This is a genomic window from Burkholderia sp. SIMBA_051 (assembly GCF_046534915.1).
Classification (GTDB): domain Bacteria; phylum Pseudomonadota; class Gammaproteobacteria; order Burkholderiales; family Burkholderiaceae; genus Burkholderia; species Burkholderia ambifaria.
In genome coordinates this window covers 486,722-510,513 of sequence record NZ_JAWRXS010000005.1, presented here as the reverse complement: position 1 = coordinate 510,513, position 23,792 = coordinate 486,722, and the positions used below count along the sequence as shown (strand labels likewise).

General features: G+C 68.1%; 21 protein-coding genes. 9 read left to right on the top strand and 12 right to left on the bottom strand.

Translation table 11 applies throughout. From position 1 onward, the window contains the following. Positions 1-45 precede the first annotated feature (45 nt). Both SB771_RS15395 and SB771_RS15390 read right to left on the bottom strand, forming a co-directional pair. Positions 46-477, bottom strand: coding sequence for a YqaA family protein (locus SB771_RS15395; protein WP_006755377.1), 432 nt, complete (start codon positions 475-477; stop codon positions 46-48). Between the two features lie 59 nt (positions 478-536). Continuing rightward, complete coding sequence (locus SB771_RS15390; protein ID WP_175659296.1) at positions 537-1,181, bottom strand: LysE family translocator; 645 nt, start codon at positions 1,179-1,181, stop codon at positions 537-539. Positions 1,182-1,464: 283 nt separating this feature from the next. On the opposite strand from SB771_RS15390, the gene SB771_RS15385 reads away from it, so the two are divergent. After that, entirely contained in the window at positions 1,465-1,947 is a 483-nt protein-coding gene (locus SB771_RS15385; RefSeq protein WP_006755380.1) for an Lrp/AsnC family transcriptional regulator, read from the top strand. Between the two features lie 721 nt (positions 1,948-2,668). Here SB771_RS15385 and SB771_RS15380 read toward each other — a convergent pair. Further along, positions 2,669-4,333, bottom strand: coding sequence for an IclR family transcriptional regulator (locus SB771_RS15380; RefSeq protein WP_175659295.1), 1,665 nt, complete (start codon positions 4,331-4,333; stop codon positions 2,669-2,671). A 177-nt stretch (positions 4,334-4,510) separates the two neighbouring features. Here SB771_RS15380 and SB771_RS15375 point away from each other — a divergent pair, with 177 nt between their 5' ends. Both SB771_RS15375 and SB771_RS15370 read left to right on the top strand, forming a co-directional pair. Next, positions 4,511-5,470, top strand: a complete 960-nt coding sequence (locus tag SB771_RS15375; RefSeq protein ID WP_105832838.1) for an MBL fold metallo-hydrolase — start codon at positions 4,511-4,513, stop codon at positions 5,468-5,470. Positions 5,471-5,652: 182 nt separating this feature from the next. Continuing rightward, on the top strand, positions 5,653-7,032 hold the full coding sequence (locus SB771_RS15370; RefSeq protein ID WP_175659294.1) for an MFS transporter: 1,380 nt from the start codon (positions 5,653-5,655) through the stop codon (positions 7,030-7,032). Positions 7,033-7,238: 206 nt separating this feature from the next. On the opposite strand, the gene SB771_RS15365 is transcribed toward SB771_RS15370, so the two are convergent. After that, positions 7,239-8,039: an SDR family NAD(P)-dependent oxidoreductase gene (locus SB771_RS15365; protein ID WP_126225350.1), complete on the bottom strand. Its 801-nt coding sequence runs from the start codon at positions 8,037-8,039 to the stop codon at positions 7,239-7,241. Between the two features lie 141 nt (positions 8,040-8,180). Between SB771_RS15365 and SB771_RS15360 the strand changes: the two genes are divergently transcribed. Then, a complete protein-coding gene (locus SB771_RS15360; RefSeq protein ID WP_041491644.1) occupies positions 8,181-9,140 on the top strand; it encodes a GlxA family transcriptional regulator in 960 nt (319 codons plus the stop codon). A 10-nt stretch (positions 9,141-9,150) separates the two neighbouring features. Here SB771_RS15360 and SB771_RS15355 read toward each other — a convergent pair whose 3' ends face one another. Continuing rightward, positions 9,151-9,642, bottom strand: coding sequence for a 2,4'-dihydroxyacetophenone dioxygenase family protein (locus SB771_RS15355; protein WP_165753049.1), 492 nt, complete (start codon positions 9,640-9,642; stop codon positions 9,151-9,153). Positions 9,643-9,835: 193 nt separating this feature from the next. Beyond that, positions 9,836-10,810 (bottom strand): LysR family transcriptional regulator, encoded by a 975-nt coding sequence (locus SB771_RS15350; RefSeq protein WP_244096719.1) that lies wholly within the window; start codon positions 10,808-10,810, stop codon positions 9,836-9,838. 105 nt (positions 10,811-10,915) lie between these two features. Between SB771_RS15350 and SB771_RS15345 the strand changes: the two genes are divergently transcribed. Together SB771_RS15345 and SB771_RS15340 are read left to right on the top strand one after the other, a co-directional pair. Further along, positions 10,916-12,274: an aspartate aminotransferase family protein gene (locus tag SB771_RS15345; RefSeq protein ID WP_011658742.1), complete on the top strand. Its 1,359-nt coding sequence runs from the start codon at positions 10,916-10,918 to the stop codon at positions 12,272-12,274. Between the two features lie 48 nt (positions 12,275-12,322). Then, entirely contained in the window at positions 12,323-13,840 is a 1,518-nt protein-coding gene (locus SB771_RS15340) for a CoA-acylating methylmalonate-semialdehyde dehydrogenase (RefSeq protein WP_175659292.1), read from the top strand. 171 nt (positions 13,841-14,011) lie between these two features. Here the strand turns inward: SB771_RS15340 and SB771_RS15335 are convergent, their stop codons facing one another. The 3 genes from SB771_RS15335 to SB771_RS15325 form a co-directional block, all read right to left on the bottom strand. Continuing rightward, the gene (locus tag SB771_RS15335) at positions 14,012-14,386 is read right to left on the bottom strand and encodes a hypothetical protein (protein ID WP_012366002.1); all 375 of its coding nucleotides are present in this window, start codon (positions 14,384-14,386) and stop codon (positions 14,012-14,014) included. Positions 14,387-14,692: 306 nt separating this feature from the next. Next, on the bottom strand, positions 14,693-15,625 hold the full coding sequence (locus tag SB771_RS15330; protein WP_175659291.1) for an AEC family transporter: 933 nt from the start codon (positions 15,623-15,625) through the stop codon (positions 14,693-14,695). A gap of 173 nt (positions 15,626-15,798) precedes the next feature. Beyond that, positions 15,799-16,683 carry a LysR substrate-binding domain-containing protein gene (locus tag SB771_RS15325; protein ID WP_041491454.1) on the bottom strand — a complete coding sequence of 295 codons (885 nt, stop codon included), beginning with the start codon at positions 16,681-16,683 and terminating at the stop codon, positions 15,799-15,801. Between the two features lie 290 nt (positions 16,684-16,973). On the opposite strand from SB771_RS15325, the gene SB771_RS15320 reads away from it, so the two are divergent. Continuing rightward, positions 16,974-17,351: a nuclear transport factor 2 family protein gene (locus tag SB771_RS15320; RefSeq protein ID WP_175659290.1), complete on the top strand. Its 378-nt coding sequence runs from the start codon at positions 16,974-16,976 to the stop codon at positions 17,349-17,351. Positions 17,352-17,369: 18 nt separating this feature from the next. Here SB771_RS15320 and SB771_RS15315 read toward each other — a convergent pair whose 3' ends face one another. Continuing rightward, entirely contained in the window at positions 17,370-18,170 is an 801-nt protein-coding gene (locus SB771_RS15315; protein ID WP_175659289.1) for a helix-turn-helix transcriptional regulator, read from the bottom strand. Positions 18,171-18,353: 183 nt separating this feature from the next. Between SB771_RS15315 and SB771_RS15310 the strand changes: the two genes are divergently transcribed. After that, on the top strand, positions 18,354-19,760 hold the full coding sequence (locus tag SB771_RS15310) for an APC family permease (RefSeq protein ID WP_175659288.1): 1,407 nt from the start codon (positions 18,354-18,356) through the stop codon (positions 19,758-19,760). A 64-nt stretch (positions 19,761-19,824) separates the two neighbouring features. Next, positions 19,825-20,934 (top strand): P1 family peptidase, encoded by a 1,110-nt coding sequence (locus tag SB771_RS15305; RefSeq protein WP_175659287.1) that lies wholly within the window; start codon positions 19,825-19,827, stop codon positions 20,932-20,934. Between the two features lie 159 nt (positions 20,935-21,093). On the opposite strand, the gene SB771_RS15300 is transcribed toward SB771_RS15305, so the two are convergent. Together SB771_RS15300 and SB771_RS15295 are read right to left on the bottom strand one after the other, a co-directional pair. After that, the gene (locus SB771_RS15300; protein ID WP_011658750.1) at positions 21,094-21,306 is read right to left on the bottom strand and encodes a hypothetical protein; all 213 of its coding nucleotides are present in this window, start codon (positions 21,304-21,306) and stop codon (positions 21,094-21,096) included. A gap of 147 nt (positions 21,307-21,453) precedes the next feature. Further along, the gene (locus SB771_RS15295) at positions 21,454-23,637 is read right to left on the bottom strand and encodes an FUSC family protein (protein ID WP_175659286.1); all 2,184 of its coding nucleotides are present in this window, start codon (positions 23,635-23,637) and stop codon (positions 21,454-21,456) included. Positions 23,638-23,792 lie beyond the last annotated feature (155 nt).

Below are 23,792 nucleotides of genomic sequence, written 5' to 3'. Positions count from 1 at the left end.
TGTCGTCGATGGCGGCCCGGCCGGCGCGCAAAGGAGCGGCCAATGTCAGTGCGTCACGAGCCATGCGACGGCCAGATAGCGGCCGACCTTCGCGATCGTCACGATCGCGAGGAAGCCCGGCAGCGGCTCGCGCAGCACGCCGGCGATCATCGTCAGCGGATCGCCGATCACCGGCGCCCAGCTCAGCAGCAATGACCAGCGGCCGTAGCGCGCATACCAGCGTTCGGCGCGCGCGAGCGCGGCCGGCTTGATCGGAAACCAGCGGCGGTCGCGGAAGTGCTCGATGCCGCGGCCGAGCGCCCAGTTGATCACCGAGCCCGCGACGTTGCCGACGCTCGCGACGAGCAGCAGCGCCCACACCGGCTCGCGCCCGGCGAGCAGCAGGCCGGCAAGCACGGCTTCGGACTGGAGCGGCAACAGGGTCGCGGCGACCATCGACACGGCGAACAGGCCGCCGTAGGTGAGCAGTTCGGACATCGCGCGATTGTACCGGCCGTGGGTTGTGGGTCGATCGGCCGGCACCCGCGCGCGGCCGCTCAGTTCCAGCCGACCATGATCGCGCCCATTCCGACCAGCAGCCCGCCCGTCACGCGGTTCATCGCGCGCATCCGTGCCGGCCGCCGCAGCGCCCGGCTCAGCCGGTGCGAGAACAGCGCCATCGACGCGACTCCGCCGGCGAACAGTAGCGCGAAGGTCGCCGCGAGCAGCAGGAATTGCGCGTTCAGGCTCCAGTCGGCGTTCGGGACGATGAACTGCGGAAAGAACGACGGGAAGAACAGCAGCGTCTTCGGGTTCAGGCCGGAGGTGGCGACGCCGCGCCAGAACAGTGCGCGGCCGGTATCGGTGTCGGGTGCGGCGATGCCGGTTTCCGCCGAAGCCGCGGGTGCGGTTGCCGGCGCACGGCTGAGCCATTGCTTGCAGCCGAGCCACACGAGGTACGCGGCGCCGGCCCAGCGCAGCACGGTCAGCGCGTGCTCGTCGAGATGGACCAGCGAATTCAGGCACAGCGCGGTGAGCGCGAGTTGCAGCAGCACGGCGAGCGTGCCGCCCCACACGCAGGGCAGCGCACGGCGCCAGCCGGTGCGCAGCGCCTGGTTCATCGTGAGCAGGTTGACGGGGCCGGGGGCGTAGATGAGGACGGCGGATGCAGCGAGGAACGACAGATAAAGCCTGAACGACATGACGGGAAGGACGGGAACAGGGAGTCGGGCGCCGGCCCGGCCGCCGGATAGGCGCGCGGGCGGCGGGCAATCGCATGCCTGCGTGTCCGGCGCCGCAACTCGTGATTGCGGCCAGGCGTCCCGCTGCGAAGGGGTTGTCGCGGGGAGCGTGCCGGACAACAGGCATGGAGAAAATGTATCAAGCCGGCCGGTTAAAAGGCTTCCTGTTTTCCAGCAAAACGGAGCCGAAACCGGAATCCTGTTCAGCTAGAATGCGGATTTCAAGTAGAATATTCTTCTCGCCATGGCTACTCGCGAACGCACGCCGAAAACCCTCGACAACCAGGACCGCAAGATCCTCGGTGCACTGCAAAAAAATGCGCGTCTGTCGAACGCCGAACTGGCCGAACAGATCGGCATGTCGACCACCGCGTGCTGGAACCGCACGCGGCAGCTTGAACTCGACGGCTACATCGACGGCTACGTCGCGCTGGTCAACCAGCGCATGCTCGGCTACGCGGACATCGTGATCCTCGAAGTCACGCTCGATCGCCACGAAGACGACGCGCTTGCGCGTTTCGGCGCCGAACTCGCGGCGTTGCCCGAAGTGCTCGAGGCCTACCTGGTGTCGGGCGAATACGATTACTGGATCAAGGTCGCGGTGGACGGAACGGCCGGCTACGAGCGTTTCCTGCGCGAGAAGCTGTACCGGATTTCGAGCATTCGCCACAGCCGCTCGATGTTCGCGCTGCGGTGCATGAAGGACGTGCCGTCGATTCAGGTGTGAAGACGGCGAAGAACGTGGCCGCGCGTCATCGTGACGATGAAGTCGCGGTTGCGTTGAGGAAGGGCGGTAATCGGGCTGTCGCGGCCAATGCGCGGAGCCCGGAGCCGGATAGAGGCGGGAAATTCGAGCAGGGCGGGAAAACGGATGAATCTTCCGTGCCGAAACACTCGATCCTGGCACCGCCACTGACATCCGCATCACAGCGCCCACATCGCGTGAGCGCATCACTCATATCGGGGCCGTTCGGCCCTTTCTACGATATCCGTCGGGACACCGACGCCGGACGTAGCGGCCTTTCGGCGCGCGTCCCGGCAAGCGGATCAACCGGACATTTCTGCCGCCGGTCGGCGGCCAGTCGCTGCGTTCAGCGCGGCAGGCGTGCGTGCGCTTGAGCGATGATTTCGCAGTTCTCGAGGTGCAGTGCCCATGCTTCTGCAAGCAGTTCGCCAATACGTGCGAGCCAGCCAGCGGATTGGGTGGAACGATCGGAGATGTTAGACGTTTGCATGACGAAGCCCCGTATAGGTGGCGAGTTAGGGATAACCCTAATCATAGAGGAACGTCACCGCTTTGTGAAATGCGATTTCGTTATATGAGAATTACTGACAATTTGTGTTGCTGCTCCGCAACATAAGCCGCGTCCGTCATCGTCGTTACACAGGGGACAGACGTGACGAGGCCGAGGCGAGCAAGGCCTCGCAATGAGGGACAGGAAGGAACGTCAGGGCGACGATGACTCGCCGATCCACCCGAATCGCCACGACAGGCGGCGCGTCGCGGCGAGCAGCGTATGTGCGAGCGCGCTGTCCGGCCCGCGCGGGAAGCCGCGCGACGAGCCGATGATCGCGATCACGAGCCGGATGCTGCCGGTGTGATCGAACACGGGCGCGGCGATCGTCCCGATCCCCGGCACCGGCGCGTCGAATGCGAAATCGAGTTCGTCCGTGCGGATCGTCGCGAGCCGCGCGCGGAACGCGTCGTCGACCTCCATCGCGCCGCCGGCGAGCCGCACCGGCTCGTCGGCCAGGAGGCCGGCCAGCACGTCGTCGGACATCCCTGCCGCGAAGATCCGCCCGATCGCGGTATTCACGAGCGACATCACCGTGCCCACCTGCAGGCTCACATGCTGCGGCCGCGCCGATTCCTCGAGGCGGATCACGGTCGGCCCGAGCGGCCCGAGAGTCGCCGCGGCGACGCTCATGTCGGTCGCGGCCGCCAGCGCGACGATCTCCGCTTCGGCATCGCGCGTCGGCGACACTCGCTGCATCGCGATCAGGCCGAGCGCCTGGCCGAGCGGGCCGCCGCCGAAGCAGCCGGCATCGTCGCGGCTCAGCAGGCCGATCTTCTGCAGGCTCACCAGATGCGGAAACGCCTTCGCGGCCGGCATGCCGGCCGCCGCCGCGAGATCGCGCAGCGGCAGCGCACGGCCCGCCGAGACGAGCGCGAGCAGCAGGTCGCCCGTGCTGTCGAGCGCATTGATGCCGCGCTGGGCTTTCGTGTCGTCGGCGAGCGCGGGCGGCAGGCGCTGGATGGGCGCAGCCGCGGCCGGCGCGCCCGGCTGCGCGTCGCGTCCGGCGTCGAGCGACGCGGTGGCCTGCCGCGCCGCATCGCGCAACGCGGTCGCGATCGGGCCGTCCCAGCCGACATCGATCGACCCGGTCGAACCGATCACCGTCAACGCGAGTTGCAGGCGGCCGTCCGCGTCCAGCACCGGCACGCACATTGCGCTGACGCCCGGGCTCGGGCGGTCCACGCCGCGCTCGATCCCGCGCGCGCGGATCGCATCGAGCTCGGCCTGCCACGCGCCAGCATCGGACGTGGGCTGCTCGCCTTCCGCGCCCGCGAGCGTGTCGCCGGCGCCGGCCTGGCTGGCCGCCATCGCGTCCAGCAGCGCGGGGTCGCCGAACGCGCGGAACACGCGGCCGGTCGCCGTCGTATCGAGCGACATCACCGAGCCGACGTGCAGGTTCACATGCAACGGGTAGCCGCCGTGCTCGATGCGCACGATCGTCGGCCCGAGCACGCCCGGCACCGACAGCGCGACGCTCAGGCCGACCGCTTCCGCGAGCCGCGCCGCGTGCGGCAGCGCCGCGCGATAGGCCGGCTGACGTTCGATCGACATCAGGCCGAGCCGCAGCGACAGCGGCCCCGGCTCGTAGTTGCCGGTGAGCGCGTCGCGTTTCACGAGCGCGAGCCGCGTCAGGCTGACGAGATAGGTATGCGCCTGCGCGGTCGACAACCCGGCCGCGGCCGCCAGCTCCGACAGCCCGAGCGGCTTGCGCCGGCGCGCGAGCGCGTCGAGCAGCCGGCCGCCGACCTCGACGCTCTGGATCCCGCGCTGCGCCTTGGGCGGCGCGTCGTCTGCGCTGACTTCGTGGTTCTGCACGCGATGATTCTTCCGTTGACGAAACCCCGCATGGTATCCGACGCCATTTGACGCGCCAGCCCGCAGGTTTACCCGTATTAGACAATAGCAAGCGACTTTGTCATTGACAAATAATCGATGCAGGTCGATGATCCACTCACTCCCCTCAACACATGGCTCGAAGCCACGGAACGCAACATGGCCAAAGCATTCGCATCGCAAGCCGATCTGGAAGTGAAGAAGATCACCTGGACGCAGCTGTCCGAGAACGCGTACGCGTATACCGCCGAAGGCGACCCGAACTCGGGCGTGATCATCGGCGACGATAGCGTGCTGATCGTCGATACGACCGCGACGCCCGCGATGGCGCAGGACCTGATCGCGAAGATCCGCAGCGTGACCGACAAGCCGATCAAGCACGTCGTGCTGTCGCATTACCACGCGGTGCGCGTGCTCGGTGCGTCCGCGTATTTCGCCGAAGGCGCGCAGCACGTGATCGCGAGCCGCGGCACCTATGAAATGATCGTCGAGCGCGGCGAGGCCGACATGAAGTCGGAGATCGAGCGCTTCCCGCGCCTGTTCGCGGGCGTCGAGACGGTGCCGGGCCTGACCTGGCCGACGCTCGTGTTCGAGCGCGAGATCACGCTGTTCCTCGGCAAGCTCGAAGTGAAGATCATGCACGTCGGCTCGGGTCATACGAAGGGCGACACGATCGTCTGGCTGCCGTCGCAGAAGGTGCTGTTCTCCGGCGACCTGGTCGAATACGACGCGGCCTGCTATTGCGGCGACGCGCAGCTCGAACAGTGGCCGACCACGCTCGAGGCGCTGCGCGCGCTCGGCGCGGAAAAGCTCGTGCCGGGCCGCGGCCCCGCGCTGCTGAATCCGGCCGACGTGAACAAGGGTCTCGACTATACGAAGGACTTCGTGACGACGCTGCTCGCGCAGGGCCGCAAGGCCGTCGAGCGCAAGCTCGACCTGAAGGCGTCGATGGCGCTCACGCGCGAAGCGATGGATCCGAAGTTCGGCAACGTGTTCATCTACGAGCACTGTCTGCCGTTCGACGTGTCGCGCGCGTTCGATGAGGCGAGCGGCATCACGCATCCGCGCATCTGGACCGCGCAGCGCGACAAGGAAATGTGGGACGCGCTGCAGGACTGAGCGGGTCACCGCGGCGGGGCGTCCGGGCGGACGTCCCGCCGTTTTCCTGACGGCGCCTGAACGGCGGCGGCATTGCGCCGCGGTTTGCGGAGCCGACTTCCGATCTCACAAGAAAGCAGGGCGCATGCACGCCCTCGGAGACTGCTGCGCGCTCGAATCGCGCGGCCCGTTTGGAGAGAGACATGCCCCAATCGCTTCCCGCCAAAGCGACGATCGCGCACGCGAGTGCCGCGGCGTCGGCTTCCGCATACGAATCCGCGCCCGCATCCGATGCCGGCGACGCGCTGCTGTTCCGCAAGATCGCGTGGCGGATCGTGCCGTTCCTGTTCCTCTGCTACGTCGTGTCGTTCCTCGACCGCATCAACATCGGCTTCGCGCAGCTGCAGATGAAGCATGATCTCGGCTTCAGCGATGCGATGTACGGCCTCGGCGCCGCGGTGTTCTACGTCGGCTACGTGTTCTGCGAGGTGCCGAGCAACCTGCTGCTCGCGCGCTTCGGCGCGCGCCGCACCTTCACGCGGATCATGCTGCTGTGGGGCATCGCGTCGACCGGGATGATGTTCGTGTCGCAGCCGTCGCATTTCTACGTGCTGCGCTTTCTGCTCGGCGTGTTCGAGGCCGGCTTCTTTCCCGGCATCGTGCTGTACCTGACCTACTGGTTCCCGGCGAACCGGCGCGCGGCGGCGATCTCGGTATTCTTCGCGGGCGTCGCGGTCGCGGGCGTGCTTGGCGGCCTGGTGTCGGGCTGGATCATGCGCGACATGAGCGGCGTGCTCGGGCTGCACGGCTGGCAGTGGATGTTCGCGATCGAAGGCGCGCCGGCCATCGTGCTCGCGGGCTTCGCGTTCACCTACCTGGTCGACCGTCCACAGGACGCCGCGTGGCTCACGTCCGACGAAAAGGCGCGCGTCGCCGCGCTGTGCGGCGACAGCCGTGTGCACGGCGCCGGTCATGGCGCGCACGACACACGCAGCCTGCTCGCCGCGCTCGCGAACCCGCGCGTCTACCTGTTCGCGTTCATCTACTTCTCGCTGACCTGCGCATCGCTGACGCTCAATTTCTGGATGCCGCTGATGATCCGTGACTTCGGCGTGACCGACGTCGTGGCCGTGAGCCTCTACACGGTCGTGCCGAACGCGGTCGGCGCAGTCGGCCTGATCCTGATCGCGCGTCGCTCGGACCGCACCGGCGAGCGCCGCAAGCACTTCGCGTGCTGCACGATCGGCGGCGGGCTCGCGCTCGCGGCGCTGACGCTGCATCTGCACAGCTTCGCGGCGATGCTCGCGTGCCTGTCGATCGCGGCGACGCTGATCTTCGCCGCGCTGCCGATCTTCTGGGCCGTGCCGACCCGCTACCTGTCGGGCAACGCGGCCGCGGCCGGGATCGCGCTGATCAGCAGCATCGGGATCACGAGCGGCATCGTCAGCCCGTGGGTGATCGGGCTGATCCGCACGCGCACCGGCAGCATGGATCTCGCCGTGTACCTGCTGGCCGCGCTGCTCGCGCTGAGCGGCGCCGCGCTGATGCTCGGCGTGAAGGGTGAATCCGCGCAGCGCGCGTGAACCCCGGGCCGGTCGCTGCCGGCGGGCATCGTTGTCGTTGCACGGAGATGCGTGGCAAGCGGGGCGAAACGGGCTTGGGGTGACGAATCGGCTGCGTGGAATGCGTCGCGGCGTTTGACGACGACCGGCGAGCCGGCCGTCATCGACGCGCTTCGATTCGACAGCGTCGCGCCCGCGCAGGGCGGGCGCGACGCCGATATTGCCGATTAGCGCGCAGCCGCGTAGCGCGGCGCCGGCGAATCCGTCGACAGGTGCGGCGCCATCGTGCGGCGCGCGGCTTCGTACGCATCCCATTCGTCAGCCGCATGCAGCGACGGAATCGTCACGAGTTCGCCGCGCTCGAAGCCGACCAGCGCCGCGTCGACGAGGTCGGACGCCGACATCACGATCTCCTTCGGCAGGTGTTCGAGCGGCAGGCCGCCGGTCTGCCAGAAGTCGGTGGCCGTCGCGCCGGGCAGCACGGCCTGCACCTGCACGCCGTGGTCCGCGAGTTCGTGATGCAGCGACTGGCTGAACGCGAGCACGAACGCCTTGCTGCCGCCATAGACACCATTGAGCGTTTCAGGCGACAGCGCGACGATCGACGAAATGTTGATCACGGCGCCGCGGCCGCGTGCGACGAAGCCGGGCACGGCCGCATAGGTCAGGCGGGTGAGCGCGGTCACGTTCAGGTCGATCAGCCGCGTCATCGCGTCGACGTCGCTGTCGAGCAGCGGCGCGTGCGTGCCGACGCCCGCGTTGTTCACGAGCAGCGTGATGCTCGCGTCCTGCTTCAGCTTCGCCTCGACGGCGGCGAGCGCGGCGCGGTCGTTGAGGTCCGCGCCGACGATTTCCACGCTGCGCTGCGTGTCGTTCGTGATGCGCTCGGCGAGGGCGGTCAGCCGGTCGCGGTTGCGCGCGACCAGGATCAGGTCGTAGCCGCGGCGCGCGAGCCGGTCGGCGTAGATTGCGCCAATGCCCGACGATGCGCCGGTAATGACGGCGGTACCGCGATGTGCTTCAGTCATGATGTCGCTCCGTTGCGAAGAAAGGTGAGTGCGTGAAGGCATTCTGGCTTCGAATCACGGCGACGCAAATGACGTAGATGGGTATGATTTCGGACATCGGGGCGGTCATGACGGCCGTCACCCCCGGCACCGGAGACACACATGCACCGAATCGGCTTTTTGATCAGCGACGGCTTCCAGATCATGGCGCTCGCCGCGCAGTCGGTGTTCGAGTACGCGAACATGGGCGCCGGCGAACCGTTTTACGTGCTGGACAACTATTCCGTCGACGGCGGCGATGTGCGCTCGTCGCTCGGGTTGCCGGTCGCGACGCGCGCGCTGAGCGGGCGGATCGACGTCGATACGTGGATCGTCGCGGGCGTCAACGATCCGGTCGCATCGCCGGCGCCGGCCGGTGTCGTCGCGTTCCTTCGCCACCCGAACGCGCGCGCGCGGCGAATCGCGGGCATCTGTACGGGCGCGTTCGTGCTCGCCGAGGCCGGGCTGCTCGCGCAGCGTCGCGCGACGACGCATTGGGCGTACGGCCGCGACATGCAGAAGCACTTTCCGGAGGTTCGAGTCGAGGAAGACCGGATCTATATTGTCGACGGGCCGATCTGGACGTCGGCCGGGATGACGGCCGGCCTCGACCTGGCCCTCGCGATGGTGGAAAAGGATCTCGGTGCGGATGCCGCGCGGTCGGTCGCGCACAAGCTGGTGATGCACCAGCGCCGCGCGGGCGGTCAGTCACAGCATTCGGAAATGCTCGATCTCGCGCCGAAATCCGACCGGATCCAGAACGCGCTGAACTATGCGCGCCAGCATCTCGGCCGCGCGCTGACCGTCGAGGAACTGGCCGACGCCGCGCACCTGAGTCCGCGCCAGTTCAGCCGCGTGTTCACGCTCGAAACCGGGCAGTCGCCGGCGAAGGCGATCGAGCGGCTGCGGCTCGAGGCCGCGCGGCTGATGATCGAGCAGAGCCGGCATTCGCTCGACGTCATCGCGAAGGAGAACGGTTTCCGCGACCGGCGCCACCTGCGCGATGCGTTCGTGCGCGGCTTCGGCGTGCCGCCGCAGGCGGTGCGGCGCGACGCGCGGGCGGACGAGCGCGAAACGGCCTGAGCGGCGCCGCTCAGCGCGTGACGAACGCCGTGGCGTCGTGCGGCGCCGCGCGGGCATGCTTGCGCTGGCGCAGCAGCGCGACGCGGCAATTCTCGCGCGCGGTCTCGCGGCCGTCGTCGTCGAGCAGCACCAGGTCGCCGCGCATCACGTTGAGCGTGATCACGTCGTCGCCCGGTGCGCCGAGCGTTTCCGGCGTATGCACGGACCCGGCCGGTTCGAGCACCGTCGAGCCGGCCTGCGCGATCCAGTCGTACTCGCGGTAGCGCCACGCACCCTGCAACGTATGGACGAACACGTCGCCGTCGTGACGATGGCGCGGCAGCGTGCCGCCGGCCGGCATCTTCAGCAGCGCGGTCAGTGTGTCTTCCGCCGCATTGATATGCAGATACTTGATCGCGAGCCCCGGCAGGTCGGCGCTCATCGGCAGCCACGGCAGCGCGTCGCCGGGCAGGCACGAAATCGGCGGCAGGTCGGTGGGAAGCGGGGCGGACGGCTGCGTCATGGCGGGAGGCGGAGCGGAAACGGGAAGTGCGCATTATCGCAGAGGCGGATCGGGGCGCAGGGCTGACGCGGATTGCCCCCGCTGGGCGCTCGGCGTCGGCGCGGCGTCCGGGTTCGCGGCCGCGCTGGTCGCCGTGGTGTTCCTCATCCAGCTGACGCGACAGTCGCTGCCTGACGGCGGCGCCTGAGCCCGGTTACGCGTCACCGCCGCCGCCACCATCACCGCCCAGCCTCACCGCCGCATGCGCGGCTTCGAGGCACGACTGGAACAGCAGCGCCGCGCGTGACGGCCGCGGCGAGCGTCGCAGCAGGCTCACGAACCGGCACCGGTAGTTGAAGCGGTGCGGCGCGATCGCCTGCATCAACCCTTTGTTTTCGAAGCTCTCCGCGTAATGGTCGGGCAGGAAGCCGAGGTAGCGGCCCGACAGGATCAGCGTCGCGATCGATTCCTGGTCCGACGCCGTCGCGCTGCGCGTGAGCTTCGCGCGATGGCTCAGTTCCATGTTCGGCGAATGGAAGCCGAGCCCCGCGAACGCGTGGTTGCGGATCGTCGTCCACGTGAGCTTGCCGTGCGGCGCGTCGAAAAGCGGGTGCTGGCGGCCGCAGTACAGCAGCATCCGTTCGTCGAACAGCTCCGAATACACGAGGCTCCCCGAATTGCGGTGCGCCGGGATGATCCCGACCTGATAGCTGCCGTCGATGATCCCGCGCTCGACCTCGTTGATCGACGCGACATGCAGGTTCAGCGCGACGTCGGGTGCCTCGTCCGCGAACTGGCGGATCGCGTCGCCGAGCCGCGCCTTCGGGTTGGTGGCCGTCTTGTCGAATACGGCGATGTGCAGTTCGCCGCCCATCTTGTCGTGAATGCCGTCGATCCGGCTGCGAAATGCCTCCATCGACGCGAGCAGCCGCAGGGTTTCCTCGTATACCGTCTGCCCCTCGGCCGTCAGCGTGAAGCCCGCGCGGCCGCGCCGGCACAGCACGAGACCGAGGCGCGTTTCGAGATCCTTCACGTGCCGGCTGATCGTCGAGATGCCGATATTCAGTTCCAGTTCGGCCGCCGCCATCCCGCCGCACTGCACGACGCCCTTGAAAACCCGCAGCAGCCGCAGATCCATGTCGCTGAGCTGCCCGAGCAGCGCGCGGCTCTTCGGTTTCTTTGCTTGCATAGATGAGCAAGTGAACATTGATATTGCGATATTCAAAAGACTAATTGGCCTCCCGACAATGCGCAACATCATCCCAAGCACGAGGGGCGCGTCGCGCCGACCGACATGACCAATACGATCACCACCCGCCAGCAGGACGAGACCGACCTCCGCACCGATGCAGCCTGGCTCGACGCCCACTGGATGCCGTTCACGGCGAACCGCCAGTTCAAGTCGGACCCGCGCATGATCGTGGCGGGCAAGGACGCGTATTACACCGATGGCGAAGGCCGCAAGATCTTCGACGGCCTGTCGGGGCTGTGGTGCACGGGTCTCGGCCACGGCCGCGCGGAAATCACGGAAGCCGTGAGCCGCCAGGTCGCCCAGCTCGACTACGCGCCGGCGTTCCAGTTCGGCCATCCGAAGTCGTTCGAGCTCGCGAACAAGATCAAGGACCTGACGCCGGCCGGCCTCGACTATGTGTTCTTCACCGGCTCGGGCTCGGAAGCGGCCGACACGTCGCTGAAGATGGCCCGCGCATACTGGCGCGCAAAGGGCAAGGGCACGAAGACGCGCCTGATCGGCCGCGAGAAGGGCTATCACGGCGTGAACTACGGCGGCATCTCGGTCGGCGGGATCGGGCCGAACCGCAAGCTGTTCGGCCAGGGGATCGACGCCGATTTCCTGCCGCACACGCAGCTCGCCGAAAACAAGTTCTCGCGCGGGATGCCGGAGAACGGAGCCGACCTCGCCGATCGCCTGCTCGACCTGATCGCGCTGCACGACGCATCGAACATCGCGGCCGTGATCGTCGAGCCGTTCTCGGGGTCGGCGGGCGTCGTCGTGCCGCCGAAGGGCTATCTGAAGCGCCTGCGCGACATCTGTACCGCGCACGACATCCTGCTGATCTTCGACGAAGTCATCACGGGCTTCGGCCGTGCCGGCGCAATGACGGGCGCCGACGCGTTCGGCGTGACGCCGGACATCATGAACTTCGCGAAGCAGGTGACGAACGGCGTGCAGCCGCTCGGCGGGGTGATCGCGACGAAGGAAATCTACGACACGTTCATGGCCGTGGGCGGCCCCGAGTACATGCTCGAGTTCCCGCACGGCTACACGTACTCGGCGCACCCGGTCGCCTGCGCGGCCGGCGTCGCGGCGCTCGACCTGCTGGTGAAGGAAGACGCGGTGGCCCGCGTGCGCGATCTCGCGCCGCATTTCGAGGCGGCCGTGCACGGGCTGAAGGGCCAGCGCCACATCACGGACATCCGCAACTACGGGCTGGCGGCCGGCCTGACGATCGCGGCGCTGCCGGGCGAGCCGGCACGGCGCCCGTACGAGATCGCGATGCGCTGCTGGGCAAAGGGCTTCTACGTGCGCTACGGCGGCGACACGATCCAGCTCGCGCCGCCGTTCATCTCGGAGAAGCGCGAGATCGACAACCTCGTCAACGCGCTGTCCGACGCGCTGAACGAAGTGGACTGAGCCGCGGCGCGCCCGTTGCGACAACCGAATTCACGAAAGAGCCAGACAATGAAACACGACAGCAATGTGACCTCCACCGTCGGCCACCTGATCGACGGCAAGCGCGTCGACGGCGGCAGCCGCGTGCAGCCGGTGTTCGACCCGGCGACCGGCGAATCGCACAAGAGCGTCGCGCTCGCCGACAAGCTGACCGTCGAGGCCGCGATCGCGTCCGCGCAGGCCGCGTTCCCGGCGTGGCGCAACACGCCGCCGCTGAAGCGCGCCCGCGTGATGAGCCGTTTCAAGACGCTGCTCGAGGAGCACGCGGACGAACTGTGCGCGCTGATCACCGCCGAGCACGGCAAGGTGCTCGCCGACGCGATGGGCGAACTGCAGCGCGGGATCGAGAACGTCGAATACGCGACCTACGTGCCCGAGCTGCTGAAGGGCGAGCACAGCAAGAACGTCGGCCCCGCGATCGATTCGTGGAGCGAGTTCCAGGCGCTCGGCGTCGCCGCCGGCATCACGCCGTTCAACTTCCCGGTGATGGTGCCGCTGTGGATGTGGCCGATGGCCGTCGCGTGCGGCAACACGTTCGTGCTGAAGCCGTCCGAGCGCACGCCGTCGTCGACGCTGCGCATGGCCGAGCTCGCGCTCGAGGCCGGCCTGCCGCCGGGCGTGCTGAACGTCGTGAACGGCGACAAGGAGGCGGTCGACACGATCCTGACCGACGCGCGCGTGAAGGCGGTGAGCTTCGTCGGCTCGACGCCGATCGCCGAATACATCTATTCGACCGGCTGCGCGCACGGCAAGCGCGTGCAGGCGCTCGGCGGCGCGAAGAACTTCGCGGTGGTGATGCCCGACGCCGACATCGGCAACGCGGTGAACGCGCTGATGGGCGCCGCGTACGGTTCGTGCGGCGAGCGCTGCATGGCGATCCCGCTGGTCGTCGCGATTGGCGATGAAACGGGCGACAAGGTGGTTCAAGGGCTGAAAGCCGAGATCGAGAAGATGAAGGTCGGCCCGGGCAACGGTGCTGGCATCGACATGGGTCCGCTCGTCACGAAGCAGCATTTCGACAAGGTGACGAGCTTCGTCGAAGCGGGCGTGGAAGCGGGCGCGACGCTCGTCGTCGACGGCCGCGGCGTGAAGGTCGACGGCCACGATGGCGGCTACTACCTCGGCCCGTGCCTGTTCGATCACGTGAAGCCCGGCATGCCGATCTACCAGCACGAGATCTTCGGGCCGGTGCTCGGCGTGATCCGACTGAAGTCCCTCGATGAGGCGATGGCGCTGATCGACGCGCACGAATACGGCAACGGCACGTGCCTGTTCACGCGCGACGGGGAAGCTGCGCGCTACTTCAGTGACAACATCCAGATCGGCATGGTCGGCATCAACGTGCCGCTGCCGGTGCCGGTCGCGTACCACTCGTTCGGCGGCTGGAAGCGCTCGCTGTTCGGCGACCTGCACGCGTATGGCCCGGATGCGGTGCGGTTCTACACGAAGCGCAAGACGATCACGCAGCGCTGGCCGTCGGCCGGCGTGCGCGAAGGGACGGTGTTCAGCTTCCCGTCGAACCGCTGACAACCGCTGACAACCGCTGACGCGCGTTCCGCTGCGCGTCGCGCCTGCCGCTTGGCGGATGTCGCCATGCAGCCGGCGCAAGCGCGCCCAAGCCTGCCCCGATCCGCGATCGGAGCAGGCTTTTTTACGCGTGCCGCGGCCGCGCCGACACGCAACGCATGGAACGAACGCTTATGGAGCGACCACGTGCCACACGTTCTTGAAATTGTCGCCGTTGCGATCGCCCTGTTTCATGTCCTTCGAGAAGAAGTACAGCGGCTTGCCCTTGTACGCCCATTGCGGGCTGCCGTCGTCACGCTTGACGATCGTGTAGGGGCCGGCCGGTACGTCGGTCGCGCTGGCCTTGTACGGCGGCCAAAGGGTCTCGCATGGGCCCGAGCAGGCACTGGTGCCGGCGTTGGGCTTGTCCTTGTCGAATGCGTAGACGGTCATTCCGTTGGCGGCGACGAGCGCGCCGTTTTCGACTTTAGTGATCGAGCCTTGAGCCGAAGCTGAAATGGACGCCATGGCGAGCACGGCGGAACTGACAAGCAGCACGGCTTTCATGGGTACCTCCTTATAGTCCGGTGGGCGGCGCGAATCGCGTGCACGGCCGGGCGTGCGCACGATCGCGGGGAATGGTGCCGGAACACGGCGCCGTGTCAGCCGGTGCGAGCGACGCGGAGTCGAATGGCGGCTGAACGGACGCCATTCATTCACCATAGGCGGTTTTTGGCAGGGCTGCGAGAAGAACCGGGGGCGCATCGGCAGCGCGTAGGCCCCGCGCAACGGGGCGGCGGTTGCGCGCGGCGGGCGGATTCAGTCCCGTTCGACGGCGATTGCGGTTTCGTTGCGCGCGCCTGTGCCGGGCGGTCAGCGAAACACCGGCGCCGACGCGAGCGCCGTCAGCACGGCCGGCATCGCGAGCGCGGCGACGATCGTCTGGAACGCTGTGATGCCGGCCATCAGCGGCGCGTCGCCGCCGAGCTGGCGCGCCATGATGTACGACGAGGACGACGTCGGCAGCGCCTGGAACAGCAGCGCGATGGTCAGCGCGGCATCGCCGAGCCCGAACAGGCGGCCGGCCGCGAGCGTGACGAGCGGCATCGCGAGGAATTTGAATGCCGATGCGATACACATTGGCTGCATCCATGCGCGCGCCGCATCGAATTTCAGTGCCGCACCCACGCACAGCAGGCCGAGCGGCATCGACGCGGCGCCGAGCGCGCGCACGGCCGGTTCGACGGCGGCCGGAAACCCGACGCCGGCGGCCTGCATCGCGATCCCGAGCGCGCAGCCGACGACGAGCGGATTCGACAGGATCTGGCGCATGAGCGCCCCTGCGCCGAGCCGCGTTTCGCCGTAGCGCGCGAACACCAGCACGCACATCAGGTTCACGGTCGGGACGATCGCCGCGACGCACACGGCCGCGAGCGCGATCCCGTGCGCGCCGAACAGTCCGGCGGCGAGTGCCGTGCCGACATAGTTGTTGAAACGCACCGCGCCCTGGAATACCGACGTGAACCCGGCGCCGTCCACCTGCACGAACCGGCGGACCAGCAGCAGAAGCGCCGCGACGAGCACGGTCGAACCGACCAGCGCCGCCGCGAGCGGCAACACGGGCAACGATTGCAGCCGCGCATTCGCGAGGCCATGCGCGAACAGCGCGGGCAGCAGCACGTAGTAGCAAAGCCGCTCGGCATGCGGCCAGAACGCATCGCCGATGAAGCCCGTGCGCCGCAGGCCATGGCCGAACGCGACCAGCAGCGCGACCGGCGCGAGCGCGAGCAGGATCGGGCCGATCATCGGCGCGCCTTCAGATGGGCCGGGCGGGCCGGGCGCGACGGCCGGCAGGACAGCAGCGGAGCGAGGCGGGGATCCATACGGCGGGCAACATGGCGGCGTGCAATCCAAAGAGTGACGATGCTGCCAAGTTAAACACGCGGATGAAGCAGGAATAATGGTTAATTATCGGGTGTTCAATGAGAAATTCTCATCGATGACGCGGTGATTTCGGCGCCCAGCGCACGCGCGAAACGCTCAGCCGGGCGCGACCGGTGTTCGAGCAGCACGACCGCGCGGCCCATCTGCGGCTGGCCGAACGGCAAGCGCGTGACGGGCGGCAGACGCGCGAGCGTCGAGTCGGGCAGCGCGACGATCGCCGCGCCGAGGCCGCGCGCGACCATGCGCGCGATCGTCTCCGCGCTGTCGAGCACCATCTCCTCGCGCACGCGCACGCCGATGCGGCGCAGCTCGGCGGCGATCATCCGGCCGGCCCACGCCTGCGCGTCGAAACGGATGAACGGCAGCGCCTCGAGCAGCGTGCGCGCGTCGCGCTCCGCGTAGTGCGGCGGCGCGAGCAGCCAGAAGCGGTCTTCGTACAGCGTGGTCCACGTGAGTTCCGCCGGATGCGGGCGCACCGGGCGGGTCGTGATCGCCGCGTCGAGTTCGCCGGCCGCGACGCGGTTCGCCAGTTCGGCCGACATGCCGGCCGATACGTGCACGCGCAACGACGGATGCGCGTCGCGCAGCGCGAGTAGCGCATCGGGCAGCGGACCGGACAGCGCGGTTTGGATCGCGCCCACCCGCAGGCGGCCGACGAGCTTCTTCTCGTCGCTGAGCGCATCGGGAATCCGGTCGACCATCGCGAGCACCTGCTCGGCCTGCGCGACGAGAATGTTGCCGGCTTCGGTGAGTACCGGCTGGCGGCGCGAACGGTCGAACAGCTGGACGTTGTATTCGCTTTCGAGCGCCTTGATCTGCAGGCTCACGGCGGACTGCGTGAGCCCGATCGCCTCGCCGGCGCGTGCGAAGGTCCGGTATCGGGCGATCGCGACCAGCGTTCTGAATGCGCGTAGTGACATGGACTCGGTGAGGTGGGCGGCCGGGGCCGGCACGCGGATTGCTCGATGATGCCGGCGGCGGCGCATGGACGGCACGTCGATCGCGGTACCGATGGCCGCGCAAGCGCGCGGACGCAGCCCGCACGCCGGCGGACATCATGCCCGTGCGTGCGCAAACGGGCAACCGCGGCATCGGCAGGCCGACGCGGAATGCGTGGTGCGGTGCGGCGCGGGCCGCCCGTACGTGTTTCATCGATGCATCGGGACGACGCGGGCCGTCGCGTTCGTCCCGGTCCTTCGCGGAGGGAACGATGCCTGACGACCCCGGTGATGTGGCACGCGCGAGCTATCGCGCGTATGTCGACAAAGACCGCGACGCGATCGAAGCGCTGATCGCGCCGGACTTCCATTTCACGAGCCCGCTCGACAACCGGCTCGACCGCGACGCGTATCTGGCGCGTTGCTGGCCGAATAGCGCGATGCTCGCCGGCTTCGACTTCGTCGATGTTGCCGTGCACGGTGAATACGTGTTCGTCGTGTATGAAGCCGAAACGAGCGCCGGCCGGCGCTTCCGCAACGCCGAGCGATTGCGCGTGCTCGGCGGGCGGATCGTCGAGGCCGAGGTGTATTTCGGCTGGTATGTGCCGCACCAGGCGCCCGATGGCGGGTTTATCGAATCAGGTCGTTGACGGCGCGCATCGGCATGCCTACCCCGACGCATGCTCTCCCAGCGCCTGAATGAACCGCGAAAACAGCTCCGGCTGGGACGAGATCCCGAGCTTCGCGTAGAGATGCCGCCGATGCACCTTCACCGTCTCCGGTGAAATCGCGAGCCGCTCCGCGATCGCCTTCGACGAATTGCCGCGCAGCACCATTCGCGCGATCGACATCTCGCGATCCGTCAGCACGCCCGCGCCGAAGCGCGCGAGCGCCTGCTCGACGCGCGCGCCGAGATCGTCGTCGGGCGTCGCGCGCGCGGCATCGCCCACCAGCCGCCAGTGCTGCCGGATCGCCGCGAGCACCCACGGCATCGCGGCCGTCAGCTTGCCGAGCGGCTCGACGTCGAAGCGCGTGGCCGCGCCGAGCGACAACGACAGCAGCAGGTCGGGGCTCGGTCGCAGCAGGATCTGGATTTCGTCGTCGCCGACCGCATCGCGGAAGTAGCTCAGGAAATATTCGCTCTGCCGGAACAGGTCGGGCGCGACTTCCTCGAGCCGGTAGCAGCCGTCGGCGAGCCCGTCGTGCGCGGCCTGCAGGAACGGATCGAGCAGATATAACCCGTTGAGGTAAAGCGGCACCGGCGACGCGCTGTCGGTGCCGCCCGTGTCGTATTCGTCGAGCACGAGCGGCACGCCGTCGCGGCCGATCGCGGTCGCGAGCGCGTTGTCGAACGGCACCATTTCGTTGAGCAGCAGCACCAGGAAGCGCCAGAAGCGCGGCTGGCCGAGATGGTCGATTGCGCGGCCGAGCGCCTGGTGCATCGCGATTTCGGAGAAGAGTCGATCCATACCACCACCGGAGGGCGTAACACGAAGGGGGAATAGCGGTCCTGAATTTGGCTTCCTAGACTGCCACGCAATCAATCGGGCCCGAGTATGGGCGTTCAAAAAAACGGCGCAAAGGATCTGTCCGCACATGAAACGCGCAGGCGTCATGCATGGGCGGAAAGGCCGCAAGCACAGGAGAACGAAATGGCGATGATGTCGGAATCGACGGGCACGCTGCAAGCGACGCCTGTCACGGAAGACGCGCCGCGCGCGTTGTCGCAGACGCTCAGCGTGCGTGATGCGGTGATGATCACCGTGTCGGGCGTGACGCCTGCAAGCTCGATCTTCGTGATCGCGCCGTTCGCGATCCAGCAGGCCGGCAGCGGCGCGGTGCTGTCGTTCCTGCTCGGCGGCGTGCTCGCGCTCGCATTCGCGCTCTGCTACGCGGAGCTCAGCGCCGCGCACCGCAGCGCGGGCGGCGAGTACGTGATGGCCAAGCGCGTGTTCGGCACGCTGCCCGGCTACCTGACCTTCATCACGGTGCTGTCCGTCAGCGTGTTCATCCCGGCCGTGCTCGCGAGCGGCGCCGCGCCGTACCTGAACAACGCGCTCGGCACGCACTTCGGCAACCAGTCGGTTGCGCTGACGATCGTGCTGCTCAGTTACGTGCTCGGCATGCTGAACATCAAGACGAATGCGTGGATCACGGGCGCGTTTCTCGTCGTCGAGATCGGTGTGCTGATGCTGATCGCGGGGCTCGGCTTCGGCGCGCCGCATCGCGGGGCCGAGGTGCTGGTCGCGCCGGTCGTCGCGAGCGGCAATGCGCTGGTGCCCGCCACGTTCGCGGCGATCGTGCCCGCGATCGGCACGGCGATCTTCTGCTACAACGGCTTCGGCTCCGCTGCATATCTCGCGGAAGACCTGCGCGGCGGCAACCGCAACGTCGCGAAGGCGGTGATCTATTCGCTGCTGGTGATCCTCGTCGTCGAACTGATTCCGCTCACCGCGATCGTGCTCGGCGCGCCGTCGCTGACGGAGCTGACGAAGAGCGCCGACCCGATCGGCTATGTCGTGCGTTCGCTGAGCAACCCGGTGGTATCGCGCGTGGTCAGCGGCGGAATCTTCCTGTCGGTGTTCAATGCGATTATCGCGATCGTGATCACGATGGGGCGCCTGCTGTACAGCAGCGGCCGGCATGCGCTCTGGTCGCGCACCTGCAACCGCGCGTTCTCGACGATCCATCCGCGCTTCGAATCGCCGTGGCTCGCGACGCTTGCGCTGGCGGTGCCGTCGTCGGGGCTGGTGTTCGTGTCGAGCCTCGACGAGCTGACCGCGTTCACGGTCGACCTGCTGCTACTGATCTATCTGGTGGTCGGGCTGGCCGCGCTGGCGAGCCGGTTCGTGCGCCGCGACGTCGAACATCACTACCGGATGCCGCTGTGGCCCGTGACGCCGCTCGTCGCGGTCGCGGGTGCCGCGTACACGCTCTACACGACGCTGGCGACGGCGACCAAGTCGACCGACCTCATCATCATCGGCGCGCTGCTGGCGGCCGCGCTCGTGATGTATGCGGTCTGGGCGCGCCACAGCGACGCGTTCCGCGCGCTCTGAACGCCGCGTCAAAACCTTTGCATACCGAAACACCGAGCCAATGAAACACGGGAGGACATGCATCATGCGCACGAGGGATCTCGGCATCCGCATCGGACTCGGCACGCCGGGCCGCTTCAACGCGATCACGGACGTACCGGGCGTGCGGGTCGGACATTGCACGCTGAACGTCGAGAACGGCGACGCATCGATCCGCACCGGCGTGACCGTCATCGAGCCGCGGGCGAGCGCCGCGCACGATTCGCCGTGCTTCGCGGGTGTCCACGTGCTGAACGGCAACGGCGATGCGACCGGGCTCGAATGGATCCGCGAAGCCGGGCTGCTGACGACGCCGATCGCCTATACGAACACGCACAGCGTCGGCGCGGTGCGCGATGCGCTGGTCGCGAACGAACGCGAAGCGGCGGCCGGCCGCGTGTACTGGTGCATGCCGGTCGTGATGGAAACCTACGACGGGCTGCTCAACGACATCTGGGGGCAGCACGTGAATGCCGCGCACGTCCAGCGTGCGTTGGCCGCGGCGCAGTCGGGGCCGGTCGCCGAAGGCGGCGTGGGCGGCGGCACGGGGATGATCTGCCACGAGTTCAAGGGCGGCATCGGCACCGCGTCGCGGGTGGTCGCGGCCGACGCGGGCGGCTGGACCGTCGGCGCGCTCGTGCAGGCGAACTACGGTGTGCGCGAGATGCTGCGCGTGGCCGGCTATCCGGTCGGCGAGGTGCTGCGACACGTGCATTCGCCGTTCCGCGCGCCCGATGCGCCGGGCGAAGCCGGGATGGGCTCGATCGTCGTCACGATCGCGACCGACGCGCCGCTGCTGCCGCACCAGTGCACGCGCCTCGCGCAGCGCGCGAGCGTCGGGCTGGCTCGCGTGGGCGGCGGCACGGAGGATTCGAGCGGCGATATCTTCCTCGCGTTTGCGACGGGCAACGACGGGCTGCCGGCCGCGAACTACGGCAGCAAGGGTGCGCCCACGACGGCCGTGGCGATGGTGAACAACGACCATATCTCGGCGCTGTTCGCCGCCGCGGCGGAAGCGGTGGAGGAAGCGATCGTGAATGCGCTGGTTGCGGGAAGCGACGTCGAATCGCGCGGCGTGCGGGTCGAAGGGTTGGGGCAGGCGCGCTTGCTGGATGCGTTGCGCGAAGTGGGGTGGCGGCCGGGACGCGGCGCTTGAAACGCGATGCGCCGCTTCAATCGAAGCGGCGTGGCGGGCAGGGTCGTTGCGGTGATCGTTGCGGCGAGCGGCCGGCGCGTCGTGCGCGCGCGCATGCGATGCGGGTGAGGCATGCGATGCGTGCGCGGCGGGCCTGGCCGTGACGACGCGGCGTCATGCTCAGCTGCCGAAGTAGACGTTGCAGAAGCTGACGGGGCCGACGCATGCGTTCGGGTCTTCCTGCTTCGATTGCGCACGATCGACGCGACCGGCGGCCTGGACGGCTTCGGCGCGGTTCGCCGGTTGTTGCGCGTGGTCGGCCGGCGCGGGCTGCGCGTGCGCGACAGCGGCGGTGAGCGACAGGGCAACGAGGGCGAGGTGCAGCGGCTTCATTTGTGTTTCTCCTGGGTCAGTGCCAGTCTCGCTGGCAGTGAGGAAACTATAAGCGCGCACTGCTTGAAGATTAATCGCCGGGGGCGCAGAGCTTATTTCCAATCGGAACAAGGATGACGTTGCGCGCGCATCGATCGCCGTCGTCGATCAATGACGGTGGCGGTTGAACGGCGCGTCCTTGTCCAGCAGCGCGCTGCGGATGAAGTGCAGGCAGCCGACGATGCGCTGCATGCGGTGGCGCTCGGCGGGCACCGCGTACCACGCATGCAGCGTGTGCTGCGCGGCGCGGATCGCCAGGTTCACGGATTTGAGCGTGCGCGCGTGGTGGACCGGCGTCGGATCGTCGAAGAAGCGCGGGAGTTCGCGCAGCACCGCATCGACCGACACGGTCCAGCGCGTCGTCTGCGGCGGTTTCGATTCGCAGAACCCGTGCAGCTCGTCGCGCAGGTCGATCACCGCATGGCCGACTTCGAGCGTCGACAGCATCCAGCGCAGCGCGTCGCGATGCTGTCGCGTGCGTCTGACGAGCAGCGTGCGCAGCTGCGCCATCAGGTCGTGCGTGCTCGACTGGAAGCGCGCCGCGAGGCCCTCGCGCGTGCCTTCGCAGGCGAGCGTGACCTGGCGGCGCAGATCGTGCGCGATGCGCGACGTGAGCCACGGCATGTGGGTCGGAAACACCACCGCGAACACGATCGAGCACGCCAGCATTGCGATGACGACGGCGAAACCATTGTTGACCAGCACCTCGGGGGTATACGCGATCGCGTTGTCGGGCCCCGCGAGCAGGCAGAAGAACACCGCGAAGCCGATCCCGTAACCGGATAGTCCCGGACGCATCGCGAGAAACGCGCCGAGGCCGAGCACCGGCGCGAGGGCCGCGCACAGCAGCGGAAAGCCGTCGATGTTCGGATACACGTAGCACAGGAACACATAGCCGACCGCCGTCGCGAACGCCGCGCCGACGGCCATCTGCGCGACGAACTTCGACGCGCGCGGCGAAGTCGAGCTCAGCGCGCACGCGATCGCCGTGGCGATCACGGCGAGCGAGCCGCTCGGCCATTCGGACGCGATCCAGAACGCGCTCATCGCGCCGACGGCGACGAGCGTGCGCAGGAACGCGAAGCCGACGAAGAATGAATTGGTCTTCACCGCGTAGCGCGTGACCGAGCGTTCGAACGCATGATCGTCGCGGTCGAGCGACGCGTACGTGTCGGCATAGCCGACGTACTCGCCGATGAAGCGATACATCAGCTCGATCGCGGTATCGAAGTCGAGCAGGCCGCCGGCCGCGTGATCCTCGAGCGCGCGACGCGACGCTCGGGCAGCCTTCGGCAACGCGCCGTGAAAGCGGCGTAGTTCGAGCAGCGCGCCGGTGGTCGACGCGATCCCGCGCTGCCGCTCGTCGCGCAACGCGGTGATCCGCCGCGCGAGCCCGTCGACATGTGGCGCGAGCGCGTCGAGCACGGCGTCCGACCGGTTCGCGCGCAAGCGCTTGACGAGCTGGTGCAGCGCATGCAGGCGCGTGCACGCGTTCATGAACTCGCTGTTCAGCCGCGCGAGCCGACGGCTGCGCGCGCGAATGTGCGGATCCTCGAACGACGCGAACGCGCGATTGGCCTCGAACCCAACGATCTCGTCGACGAAATCGGCGAAGCGCCGCTCGAAATCGCCGCGCGCGAGCTCGCCCGACAGCGCGCCGGCCGCGAAGGCCGGGAACTTCACGTGGCGGGCGGTCAGCGAGCGCATCAGCGCCTTCGCGGAGCTGAGCGGCAGGATCAGCGCGCTGACGGCACCGGAGCACGCGATGCCCAGCGCGACTTCCGCGGCGCGCGTGAGCGCGGACTGGAACAGCGTCTGTGGCGTCATCACCGCCGGCAGGCCGATCAGCGCGGCGGTATAGCCGGCGAGCACGAACCCGTACCAGCGGAAGTGGCGGTTGCGCACCGCGAGCGCGATGCAGGCGCCGATCCACAGCGTGATGCCGGCCATGTACAGCTCCGGCTGCTGCGCGAACAGCCCGCCGAGCGCGAGCGCGGCGACGAGGCCGGCCGCCGTGCCGAGCACGCGATAGAAGCTCTTCGCGAACACCATCCCCGACATGGGCTGCATCAGCACGAACACGGTCGTCATCGCGGTGCGCGGCTGCGACATCTCGAGCCGCATCGCGATGCCCATCGCGAGCAGCGCGGCGAACACGGTCTTGGCGAGGTGTAGCCAGATCAGCCCGTCGCTCGTCGCCCAATCGCGCGCGGCGCCGCCGAGCGGATCGAGCCAGGCGCTCCATCGTGCGGGTTCGATGGACGGTCGCTCGATCGCAGGTTGTGGCTTCATGAAAAAAAGAGGGCGCGCGCGGTGTCGCGGCGCGTCCGGACGGGTCCGTTCGACTGATGAGGCGCCGATTGTAGGAGCGCGGCGCGCGGGCATTAACGCAGCTACGGGGAAACGATAGTTGCAGGCCGCGTAACAATCTGTCGCCTCCACTGGAG

Excerpts from the sequence above, each read along its gene's own strand:
- SB771_RS15360 (WP_041491644.1), top strand. The coding sequence starts at position 8,181 with ATGCACCGAATCGGCTTTTTGATCAGCGACGGCTTCCAGATCATGGCG.
- SB771_RS15325 (WP_041491454.1), bottom strand. The coding sequence starts at position 16,683 with ATGTCACTACGCGCATTCAGAACGCTGGTCGCGATCGCCCGATACCGG.
- SB771_RS15315 (WP_175659289.1), bottom strand. The coding sequence starts at position 18,170 with ATGGATCGACTCTTCTCCGAAATCGCGATGCACCAGGCGCTCGGCCGC.
- SB771_RS15295 (WP_175659286.1), bottom strand. The coding sequence starts at position 23,637 with ATGAAGCCACAACCTGCGATCGAGCGACCGTCCATCGAACCCGCACGA.
- SB771_RS15335 (WP_012366002.1), bottom strand. The coding sequence starts at position 14,386 with ATGAAAGCCGTGCTGCTTGTCAGTTCCGCCGTGCTCGCCATGGCGTCC.
- SB771_RS15365 (WP_126225350.1), bottom strand. The coding sequence starts at position 8,039 with ATGACTGAAGCACATCGCGGTACCGCCGTCATTACCGGCGCATCGTCG.
- SB771_RS15355 (WP_165753049.1), bottom strand. The coding sequence starts at position 9,642 with ATGACGCAGCCGTCCGCCCCGCTTCCCACCGACCTGCCGCCGATTTCG.
- SB771_RS15390 (WP_175659296.1), bottom strand. The coding sequence starts at position 1,181 with ATGTCGTTCAGGCTTTATCTGTCGTTCCTCGCTGCATCCGCCGTCCTC.
- SB771_RS15320 (WP_175659290.1), top strand. The coding sequence starts at position 16,974 with ATGCCTGACGACCCCGGTGATGTGGCACGCGCGAGCTATCGCGCGTAT.
- SB771_RS15375 (WP_105832838.1), top strand. The coding sequence starts at position 4,511 with ATGGCCAAAGCATTCGCATCGCAAGCCGATCTGGAAGTGAAGAAGATC.
- SB771_RS15310 (WP_175659288.1), top strand. The coding sequence starts at position 18,354 with ATGGCGATGATGTCGGAATCGACGGGCACGCTGCAAGCGACGCCTGTC.
- SB771_RS15305 (WP_175659287.1), top strand. The coding sequence starts at position 19,825 with ATGCGCACGAGGGATCTCGGCATCCGCATCGGACTCGGCACGCCGGGC.
- SB771_RS15350 (WP_244096719.1), bottom strand. The coding sequence starts at position 10,810 with ATGCAAGCAAAGAAACCGAAGAGCCGCGCGCTGCTCGGGCAGCTCAGC.
- SB771_RS15340 (WP_175659292.1), top strand. The coding sequence starts at position 12,323 with ATGAAACACGACAGCAATGTGACCTCCACCGTCGGCCACCTGATCGAC.
- SB771_RS15300 (WP_011658750.1), bottom strand. The coding sequence starts at position 21,306 with ATGAAGCCGCTGCACCTCGCCCTCGTTGCCCTGTCGCTCACCGCCGCT.
- SB771_RS15370 (WP_175659294.1), top strand. The coding sequence starts at position 5,653 with ATGCCCCAATCGCTTCCCGCCAAAGCGACGATCGCGCACGCGAGTGCC.
- SB771_RS15345 (WP_011658742.1), top strand. The coding sequence starts at position 10,916 with ATGACCAATACGATCACCACCCGCCAGCAGGACGAGACCGACCTCCGC.
- SB771_RS15330 (WP_175659291.1), bottom strand. The coding sequence starts at position 15,625 with ATGATCGGCCCGATCCTGCTCGCGCTCGCGCCGGTCGCGCTGCTGGTC.
- SB771_RS15385 (WP_006755380.1), top strand. The coding sequence starts at position 1,465 with ATGGCTACTCGCGAACGCACGCCGAAAACCCTCGACAACCAGGACCGC.
- SB771_RS15395 (WP_006755377.1), bottom strand. The coding sequence starts at position 477 with ATGTCCGAACTGCTCACCTACGGCGGCCTGTTCGCCGTGTCGATGGTC.